The sequence below is a fragment of the Polaromonas sp. P1_E1_2 genome, from assembly GCF_056406035.1.
On the sequence record NZ_JBFUAZ010000117.1, the window covers coordinates 1 to 8,879 of the forward strand.

The window sequence follows — 8,879 nt, forward strand, 5'->3', positions numbered from 1 at the left end:
CAGTGGGAGCGGTCAGTCCCTCACGTCAGCTACTGGATTGGCGCCGAAATCTGGCCGTGCCAGGAAAGCGAGGATTCGCGCAGCTGCATCTTCGGGCGATGTCAGTACGCCGCCGGTTTTCAAACCTACAAACGACTCACGATCCGGAAAGGCCTTGGGGTCGGCTGCGCGCAGCTGCTCCTGCATGCCTGTGTCGATCACGCCGGGTGCGAGTGAGCAGACTTTGGCGCCATGGGGCTTCAGGGCTTCTTCCAGTGCCAGGCAGCGGGTGAAATGGTCCATGCCGGCTTTGGCGGCGCAGTAAGCCGCTTGCGAAGCCATGGCGCGGCGCCCCAGGCCCGACGAAATATTGAGCACCTTGCGCGGCGCCTGCCAGCCGCCGGTGGCGCGCAGGAAGGCGGCGGTGATTTGCATGGGCGCTTCCAGTCCCACACGCAGCGCCCTTGCCAGGTCTGCTTCGCCAATCTGGTCCAGCGAGCCGATCTGCGGGATCAAGCCTGCGTTGTTGATCAGCGTGACGCTGGTCCAGGGTGCCCTGGCATGTGAATCCTTGAGCCAGCTTTCCAGCTTCTCATTCAGTGAGCCGCTGTCCGCCAGGTCATGCGCCCATTGCAGCACCGTAGCGCCGACATGCTGCGCATGTTCTTCCAGCTCGGGCACGGCAGTGCGCGAAATGCCAAGCACCGTGTGGCCGGCGGTGAGCAGCTGGCGTGCCATGGAAAAGCCCATGCCGCGCGAGGCGCCTGTGATCAGGGTGAGGTGGGTGTTTTGTGTCATGGTTGCATGGTAGCGCCGGTACCATGGAACTGCTCGCGGTCTAAAAGTCGGGCTTGCTTTCAAATGCCATCGCCTGCCCGCTGGCCGGATGCGTGAGCTGCAGCGCTGCGGCGTGCAGCAACAGCCGGGGCGCGGCCGCCTGTACCGTTTCAGAGGCGTACAGCGCGTCGCCTAAAATCGGATGGCCCAGCGCTTTTAGATGCACGCGCAATTGATGCGACCGGCCGGTGACAGGTTCGAGTTCTACGCGCGTGGTGTTAGCCGCCGTATCATGCGCCAGCACGCGCCAGCGGGTCTGGCTGGGTTTGCCGCGTTCGGCATCGATGATGCGCAGCGGCCGGCGTGGCCAGTCCACGATGATGGGCAGGTCGATCAGGCCCCAGCCGTCCGGGGCATTCGGATCACTCGATGCGGGCGAGTGGCCGCTTACCACCGCCACGTAGCGCTTGCCAACCTCACGCGTTTCAAACGATCGGCTCAGCGCCCGCTGCATGGCCGCGCCGCGCGCCRTCAGCATCAGGCCCGAGGTGGCCTGGTCCAGCCGGTGCACGATCAGGGCGTCTGGAAAGGCGGCCTGCACGCGGGCACTCAGGCAGTCCTGCTTGTCTTCGCCGCGTCCCGGCACTGAGAGCAGTCCTGAAGGCTTGTCCAGCACCAGCAGGAACTCATCGGCGTGTAGCAGCCTCACACCTGGAATGTCGATGACATTACCTGCGGGGTAATTGTTCTGCGGCGGCTCGGCCTTCATGATTCAGTCAACGAAAAGTTTTTAACCAAGGAGAAGACATCATGACTGACGCAGGTGCCATTGCCATTGCATGTGGATTGATCATCGGCCTGGGCGCCATTGGCGCCTGCCTGGGCATAGGGACGATGGGCGGGCGATTTCTGGAAGGTGCCGTGCGCCAGCCCGAATTGATGGAGCCGCTGCAGGTCAAGATGTTCCTGCTGGCCGGCCTGATCGATGCCAACTTCCTGATCGGTGTGGGCATCGCCATGATGCTCTTGTTCGCCAATCCCCTCTAGGGCTGGGGCTTGGCTTTAGGCGGCGGGAAGTTGTGAACCGGCGGGCTGCTGCGTTTGACTTCCCGCAGCATGAAGAGGTAAAGGCTTTCGACTTTCTCGCGCGCCCAGGGCGTCTTGCGCAAAAATTTCAGGCTGGACGCCACGCTGGGGTCGCTGGTAAAACAGCGGATGTTGATGCGCTGGCCCAGCTCTTCCCAGCCGTAGTGGTCAGACAGCGCAGTGACGATCGTTTCCAGCTTGACGCCATGCAGTGGATTGCCCGGCTGTGCTGGAGCGACAGCCAGGACATCTCCGGGCGGGTTTGCAGGCAAGTCGCCAGTGCCGACCATCAAAACCTTATTTGTTCTTCAGTTTGCCGCGCAGCGGAACCTGCGTCACGATGGTCGGGCGCACCGCGTCGGGAGACACCGTCTTGGGTGGCGAGGTGTCCTTCTTCGGCTTCTTGACCATCTTGTTGTTGTTTTGCTGTCCTTTTGCCATGGTTTTCTCCGTTGGGTTGAGTGAGGTTGATAAAAGAATCGCGAGAGGGATGCCGTGATTATCAATGCAACTTGATGCGGGGGCGATAGGTGCGGTCCAGCATTTCCGACAGCGTGATCAGTGCGGTTTTCTTGAAGCCGCCCAGCGCCAGCTGGTGCTGCTTGTGCAGGCCCCAGTACATGAACTTGGCCAGCTGGCCTTCAATGAAGAAGCTGCCCTTGGTGAGACTGCCCATCAGGCTGCCGACGGAAGAGTATTCCGACAGCGACACCAGCGAACCCTGGTCCTTGAAGACGAAGGGCGCTACCGGCTTGCCGGCGATCAGGTCGGAGAGTGAGCGTGTCAGGTACATGGCCTGCTGGTAGGCGGCCTGGGCTCGCGGTGGTACCCAGGTGCCGTCGGGTTGCTGGCATGCCGCACAGTCGCCAAAGGCATAGATGTTTGCGTCGCCCGTGCTTTGCAGGTTTCCGTTCACCACCAGCTGGTTGAGCCTGTTGGTTTCCAGCGGGTTGCCATCGCCCAGGGTCCGCAGAAAGTCGGAGGCTTTTACGCCGGCGGCCCACACCGTGATGCTCGATGAAATGACCTTGCCGCTGGCCATCTTCAGGCTGTCGGCCGTGACTTCCACCACTTTTTCATTGGTGTGCACTTCGATGGCCAGCTTGCGCAGCTCGCGCATGGCCGATTCGCTCAGTCGCTCGGGCAACTGGGCCAGCAGGCGCGGCGCGGCTTCGACGAGAACGATCTGCAGGTCTTTTTCGGGGTGGATGTGGTCAAAGCCGTAGTTGGCCAGCACCCGCGCTGCGGCGTGCAGCTCGGCGGCCAGCTCCACCCCGGTGGCGCCGCCGCCCACGATCGCCACCGTCAGACGACCGCTGCCGGCCACGCGCGGCACGGTTTGCGCGCGAATGCAGGCGTTGATGAGGCGGTCGTTAAAGCGCTTGGCGGCCTGCGGGCTGTCGAGCTTGATGGTGTGTTCGGCCGCACCGGGCGTGCCGAAGTCGTTGGTCTGGCTGCCCACGGCAATCACCAGCGTGTCGTAGGCCAGTTGCTGGGCCGGTGTGATCTCGCGGCCGGCTTCGTCATGGCTGGCGGCCAGCTGCAGGGTTTTGTTCTGGCGGTCCACGCCGGTCAGGCTGCCCAGACGGAACTTGAAGTGGTTCCAGCGGGCCTGCGCGAGGTATTCAATTTCTTCGGCGTGGGTGTCAAAACTGCCGGCGGCCAGCTGGTGCAGCAGCGGTTTCCAGACGTGGGTGCGGGCGGCGTCGACCAGGGTGACCTCGGCCAGGCCCTTTTTGCCCAGGCGTTTGCCCAGTTGCGTGGCCAGCGCCAGCCCTCCGGCGCCTCCGCCCACTATGACGATGCGGTGCATAACTTCTTCCTCCTGGTGCCAGGGTGGCCCTGTTATGTCGCCATGTTAACTGCCTGTTTCGCCTAAAACGGTCTCCCACTTAAAGCCAATGGCCTAATTTTCAGGCCAGCAGGCGGGCTTATCGGGCTTGTTTTCCGGTTTGGGTAAAAATGGTCCCGCTCCGGGGAGAGCCCTCATGCCTGTGGATGAGTCAATGCACTAATTCTGGATTTAGCTATACAGGACGTGCGCAAGCAGCTATTAAATCAATAGCATTGCAACCGCCGAAGCGTCCCCTCAAGAGTAGCCCCGTGCCACACCTCGCGGGTACGGCGCTGTTAAGCTTCGGGCCGCATGCCGACACACTCATTCAAGGAACTCACCCGCCAGCGCGCCTACATGCGCATGTGGTTCGCCCGGATTTTTGCCACCACAGGCAACCAGATGCTGATGGTCGCCGTGGGCTGGCAGATGTACGAACTGACCGGTAACGCCTGGGACCTCGGGCTGGTGGGGCTGTACCAGTTTGTTCCGGCCTTGCTGCTGACGCTGGTGGCCGGACACGTCGCCGACCGATTTCACCGTGGGCGCATCATCGCGGCCTGCCTGGTCACGCAGGCCACGGTGGCGATGATCCTGGTGGCGGCCACACAGGGCTGGCAAATTGGGGGAATGCACCACAGCTGGGCTTCGCGCGAGTTGTTGCTGGCAGTGTCGGTCATGCTGGGCGTGGCCCGCGCCTTCCAGATGCCCGCGCAGCAATCGCTTACCCCGGTGCTGGTGCCGCCCGCCATGCTGCCGCGCGCCATGGCTTTCAGCTCGGCCGGCATGCAGGCAGCAGTCATAGGCGGGCCAGCGCTGGGTGGCGTGATTTTTGTGGCCGGCGCCACGGCGGTGTATGCCACCTGCGCCTTCCTCTTTGCCACCGGCTGCGTGCTGATCGCGGTGCTGCGCTATGACCACGCGCCGCCGCCGCGCGAGCCGGTGACGCTGCGCACGCTGCTGGCCGGCGTGGAGTTTGTATGGCAGCGCAAGGCCCTGCTGGGCGCCGCGTCGCTGGATCTTTTTGCCGTGCTGCTGGGCGGCGCCACGGCCTTGCTGCCCATGTTCGCCAAAGACATCCTGCACGTCGGGCCCTGGGGCCTGGGCCTGCTGCGCGGTGCCCCTGCGGTCGGCGCTTTGCTGACGTCCGCGGTGCTGACCCGCTGGCCGCTGGAGCGACGCGTCGGGCCGACCATGCTGTCGGCCGTAGCCCTTTATGGCGTGTGCATGGTGGTGTTTGGCCTGTCGACCAGCTTTGTGCTGTCACTGCTGGTGCTGGCCGTCTCGGGCGGCGCCGATATGGTCAGCGTGGTGGTGCGCCAGACACTGGTGCAGATCGAAACGCCGAATGAAATGCGCGGCCGCGTCAGCGCGGTCAACTCCGTGTTCATCGGCGCGTCCAACCAGCTTGGAGAGTTTGAATCAGGCGCCACTGCAGCGCTGCTGGGGCCGGTCGGGTCGGTTGTGGSGGGTGGGGTGGGGACGCTGCTGGTGGCTGCGGCGTGGTTCAGGCTCTTCCCGTCGTTGTCGCGGCGGGACAAGATGGTTAACCGTTAGCGTCCGCGCTTTCAAAACCGGGATCGTGAGATTTCGATGAATGAGTCAACGCATCACTTGAGTGAAGCCTCCACCAGCGCTGCCCATGATTCAAAAGAATCGGCTGGCCAGTTGTTGTCGACCTTGAGCCTTTCGACTAAGAAGGGCCGCGGCCTGCCACCGTACCAGTTCACCCAGACGCAAGTGCCATTGCCTGGAATTTGTGCAAGTGGAACGTCGAATTCTTTCACGAAGAATTCCGTGCCGGCCGGAAATTCGGACAGCTTGGGAATGCGCGGTTTCGGGGTGCGCTTTGGGATGTAGACGCAGGCGAATGCAACAAGTGACAGTGCAATCACGATCAACATTTCGAGTGGCATATATGGGGCCTAAGGATTGAGATGAACTCGACCTGACTTGTCGAGGTGAACTCTTGATGGAAGCTTAGCCGCCACGCATTTCACGCAGCACCTGGCGGGCAAGATACCCGAAGGAGGCACCGGTCCCAGGCACGCCGACTGTTGGCGGAAACGACGGAGTAGCGTTCCTGAACTCTTCGACACCGAGTAACGCTCCATTGGCGCGCGAGAGCATGGCTTCGAATTCCCAGAACTCCGACGTATCGGTCAGCCAGACGCCTGCCATCAGGTTCCCTTCCTGTTCGGGGATTTCATGGAGCTGTACCAATAGGCCGGACGCAGGCTTAAGCCCGTGCGAAAGAAGAACCGTATGAAGCCAAGCCTGCAATGAGGATTGGAGTGCAGCCGCGTGCTCGATCTGAGCCTTGACGGCGGCATTCTGCTGTTGAACATTGCGTTGGAGTGCCATGGTGCCTGATGGTTGCTGCTGATGGACGTGTTATCCATGCCTGGCTTTTGTCGGGTCACGGGGAAATTCAGGCGCCAGGTACCCGCTATAGGAGAGCACTGTACCGAGCAATGGGAGGCCGACTTCTACTTTGAACTGATACTGACCGTTGTCGATGCACTTCGATGCGGCCGTGCGAGGCAGGAGCCAAAGAGGGAAGGGAACGCCCGCTAGCCGGCCCCCGATGGGCCGCCAGACCCAGCCGCCATTGACAATGGAAACACCCAGCTTGAGGCGAAGCAGGCCCGATGACTCGACCCAGTAACCCGATGGATAACGACCTGTCGGCGTGAAGGTTGAGGCAAACGTGGAGGTTTTATTGAAGGTACGGTTCCAGTGAAGCTCGGTGTCAGTGCTGAAAATGGAAACGCTCATCGATGCAGTCCCGTCGCAAGGCGGGACACCAAGTTTTTGCGCAAGCCGCCGGCCTGCCCAACCTGCAAGGCCGGTGCCCAGGCGAACCTCGACTGTGCCWGAGAGCATGCCTCCAGACCGATGRAGTTCCTGSAGCAACGGGTGCAGTTGTGCGAAGGCCTCACCAAACCAGGTTTCAACGACTGCYGACATGCGCTCTTTCGGTTGCGGTGCAGTTCCGCCATGAACCGGATCAACAGAAGGGGGGGGGCTGCACACTGCAGGTGATTTTAGGTGTGTAGCTGGCAGGCCGCTGTCCTCCAGATGAAGGGCGCTGGCGGCTCGGGTCCTGTTGTCTTCAAAGGACGACCATTGCGCCCCGCTTCGCAACGAAGCGCAGTGATCCGTCTACCGCCCCGTATTCGCCCGTATCCGGTTCACTTCCACCGGCGTGATTTCACTTGCCCTATTGCCCCATGACTGTCGGACATGCGTCAGCACCAGCGCCATGTCGGCGTCGTTCAGCACCAGCACGAAGGGCGGCATGCCAAAGGGGCGAGGGTTGCCGGCGGTGGCCGGGGCGTAGCCGCCATTCAGCACGATCTGCACCAGGTTCACGGCCTGGCTCATGGTCACGGCGCGGTTGCCTGCCAGCGCCGGGTAGGCATTGGCGATGCCTTCGCCCTTGGCACCGTGGCACTGGGCGCAGTGCTGTTCATAGAGTTTGGCGGCGCGTTCCACCGACTCGCCCTGCGTCTTGATGGTGGCCGGCTCGGGGGGCGTGGTGTGCGAGGGCGGCAGCTCTTTGAGGAACTGCGCCATCGCGCCGAGGTCGGCATCGCTCAAATACTGCGTGCTGCGCTGGACGACTTCAGCCATGGGGCCGGTGACCGAGGCGCGTGGTGAAACGCCGTTTTTCAGAAGGCTCACGATGTGTTGCCTGTCCCAGTCGCTCACACCCGCTTCATACGGCGAGGTCAGCGATGGCGCATACCAGTTCTGCATGGGAATCAGCCCGCCGGCCAGGTCCAGCCCAGCATCGCTGGCGCCCAGCGCATTGCGTGCGGTGTGGCAGGCTGCGCAGTGTCCCAGGCCCTTGACCAGGTAGGCGCCGCGATTCCAGTCGGCGCTGCGTGCGGTGTCCGGTTGGTACACACCGGGGCTGAAGTACAGGGCGCGCCACACCGCAAGCGCTGCCTGCGACTGGTAAGGAAAGCGCAGCGCATGGGATTGGTTGGGCTGCACCGCAGCGGGCATGCTACGCAGGTAGGCAAACAGCGCATCCGAGTCTTCGCGCGTGACCTGCGTGTAGCTGGTGTAGGGGAAGGCCGGGTAGAGCAGGCGGCCGTTTTTGGAGCGGCCGTTGTGCATGGCGCGCCAGAAATGGGCGGATGACCAGCTGCCGATGCCGGTTTTGTCGTCGGGCGTGAGGTTGGACGTGAACACTGTGCCAAACGGCGTAGCAATGCCGCGCCCGCCCGCATAGGCCTGGCCGCCTTGCACGGTGTGGCAGGTCTGGCAGTTGCCGGCGCGCGCCAGGTAGGCACCCCGGGCAATCAGACTGTCGCTGGGGGCCGCGTTAGCCACAGGCGCCTTCACGTCGACTTCGTCGCGTACATTCAGCGCCCATACCAGCAAAACCGCGGCAGCTGCCAGGGTGGAAAGGCCCACCGCCCATTTGAGGAGGGTTTTCATTTTTGCGTTTTCCTGGTGGGCAAAACCGGCACAGCGGGCATGTCTGCTGCGCTGCCGCAGGTGATGGCCACAGCGCCGGGTGTGAGCGCGGGCAGCGTGGTGGCTGGTTTGGTGCTCGCCGGCAGGGGCTGCGCCGCCACCCAGCTGGCGACGGCGTTGATGTCTGCCATGGTGAGTTTTTCCACCACATTTTTCATGCAGTCCGGCGCGTGCGCGCGGCGCTGGCCGGCCTTCCAGGCACCCAGCTGTGCATTGAGGTAGTCACGCGGCAGGCCCAGCAGGCCCGGAATGGCAGGCGCCACGCCGGTCATGGCCTGGCCGTGGCATTGCACGCAGGCCGGCAGCCGGCGCGCGGCGTCGCCCTGCATGACCAGCTGCTGTCCATGGCGCATGGCCTCGGGTGATGCGGCAGCGGGCAGGGGTGCGGGATAGGGGACTTCGAGTTGGGAGAAGTATTGCGCGATCTCCATCAGGTAGGTGTCGCTGAGCGGTTCGATCAGCTGCGTCATGAGGCCGTAGTGGCGGCGCCCGTCGCGAAAGTTCAGCAGCTGGTTGTACAGGTAGCCCGCCGGTTTTCCCGCCAGGCGCGGGTAGTAGCCGTCGGGTGCAGCCCGGCCCTGGGGGCCGTGGCAGGCCGTGCAGGCCATGGTGCGCTGCGCGATGGTGTCTTCAACCGGCGGCGGGGCTGCCTGGGCAGAGCCCGCCACGGCAAATATCACGCCGGCCCACAACAGCCGCGTGGCCAGCACAC

12 protein-coding genes are annotated in these 8,879 nt (G+C 63.2%); 2 read left to right on the forward strand and 10 right to left on the reverse strand.

The genetic code is table 11. The features are described 5' to 3' along the window. Nucleotides 1–12: 12 nt before the first annotated feature. Both AC1D1P_RS08115 and AC1D1P_RS08120 read right to left on the reverse strand, forming a co-directional pair. Nucleotides 13–777: an SDR family NAD(P)-dependent oxidoreductase gene (locus AC1D1P_RS08115; protein WP_477672634.1), complete on the reverse strand. Its 765-nt coding sequence runs from the start codon at nt 775–777 to the stop codon at nt 13–15. Nucleotides 778–817: 40 nt separating this feature from the next. Next, a complete protein-coding gene (locus AC1D1P_RS08120) occupies nt 818–1,525 on the reverse strand; it encodes a pseudouridine synthase (RefSeq protein ID WP_477672635.1) in 708 nt (235 codons plus the stop codon). Between the two features lie 41 nt (nt 1,526–1,566). Here AC1D1P_RS08120 and atpE point away from each other — a divergent pair, with 41 nt between their 5' ends. Continuing rightward, complete coding sequence (gene atpE / locus AC1D1P_RS08125) at nt 1,567–1,803, forward strand: F0F1 ATP synthase subunit C (protein ID WP_477671465.1); 237 nt, start codon at nt 1,567–1,569, stop codon at nt 1,801–1,803. Here atpE and AC1D1P_RS08130 read toward each other — a convergent pair. The 3 genes from AC1D1P_RS08130 to AC1D1P_RS08140 all read right to left on the reverse strand — a co-directional run bounded on the left by AC1D1P_RS08130 (nt 1,800) and on the right by AC1D1P_RS08140 (nt 3,655). Continuing rightward, nucleotides 1,800–2,132 (reverse strand): VF530 family protein, encoded by a 333-nt coding sequence (locus AC1D1P_RS08130; protein ID WP_477671466.1) that lies wholly within the window; start codon nt 2,130–2,132, stop codon nt 1,800–1,802. The genes atpE and AC1D1P_RS08130 overlap by 4 nt on opposite strands. A 7-nt stretch (nt 2,133–2,139) precedes the next feature. After that, nucleotides 2,140–2,283, reverse strand: a complete 144-nt coding sequence (locus AC1D1P_RS08135) for a hypothetical protein (protein WP_164483755.1) — start codon at nt 2,281–2,283, stop codon at nt 2,140–2,142. Nucleotides 2,284–2,344: 61 nt separating this feature from the next. After that, complete coding sequence (locus AC1D1P_RS08140) at nt 2,345–3,655, reverse strand: NAD(P)/FAD-dependent oxidoreductase (protein ID WP_477666318.1); 1,311 nt, start codon at nt 3,653–3,655, stop codon at nt 2,345–2,347. A 333-nt stretch (nt 3,656–3,988) separates the two neighbouring features. Between AC1D1P_RS08140 and AC1D1P_RS08145 the strand changes: the two genes are divergently transcribed. Beyond that, nucleotides 3,989–5,233 carry an MFS transporter gene (locus AC1D1P_RS08145; protein ID WP_477672636.1) on the forward strand — a complete coding sequence of 415 codons (1,245 nt, stop codon included), beginning with the start codon at nt 3,989–3,991 and terminating at the stop codon, nt 5,231–5,233. A 53-nt stretch (nt 5,234–5,286) separates the two neighbouring features. Here AC1D1P_RS08145 and AC1D1P_RS08150 read toward each other — a convergent pair whose 3' ends face one another. The 5 genes from AC1D1P_RS08150 to AC1D1P_RS08170 all read right to left on the reverse strand — a co-directional run bounded on the left by AC1D1P_RS08150 (nt 5,287) and on the right by AC1D1P_RS08170 (nt 8,877). Continuing rightward, nucleotides 5,287–5,592 carry a hypothetical protein gene (locus AC1D1P_RS08150; RefSeq protein ID WP_477672637.1) on the reverse strand — a complete coding sequence of 102 codons (306 nt, stop codon included), beginning with the start codon at nt 5,590–5,592 and terminating at the stop codon, nt 5,287–5,289. 64 nt (nt 5,593–5,656) lie between these two features. Then, nucleotides 5,657–6,040: a hypothetical protein gene (locus AC1D1P_RS08155; RefSeq protein ID WP_477671470.1), complete on the reverse strand. Its 384-nt coding sequence runs from the start codon at nt 6,038–6,040 to the stop codon at nt 5,657–5,659. 30 nt (nt 6,041–6,070) lie between these two features. Then, a complete protein-coding gene (locus AC1D1P_RS08160; protein WP_477671471.1) occupies nt 6,071–6,646 on the reverse strand; it encodes a DUF4166 domain-containing protein in 576 nt (191 codons plus the stop codon). A gap of 195 nt (nt 6,647–6,841) precedes the next feature. Further along, complete coding sequence (locus tag AC1D1P_RS08165; protein ID WP_477671472.1) at nt 6,842–8,128, reverse strand: c-type cytochrome; 1,287 nt, start codon at nt 8,126–8,128, stop codon at nt 6,842–6,844. Then, entirely contained in the window at nt 8,125–8,877 is a 753-nt protein-coding gene (locus AC1D1P_RS08170; protein ID WP_477672638.1) for a c-type cytochrome, read from the reverse strand. Before AC1D1P_RS08170 ends, AC1D1P_RS08165 begins: the two co-directional genes overlap by 4 nt. Nucleotides 8,878–8,879 lie beyond the last annotated feature (2 nt).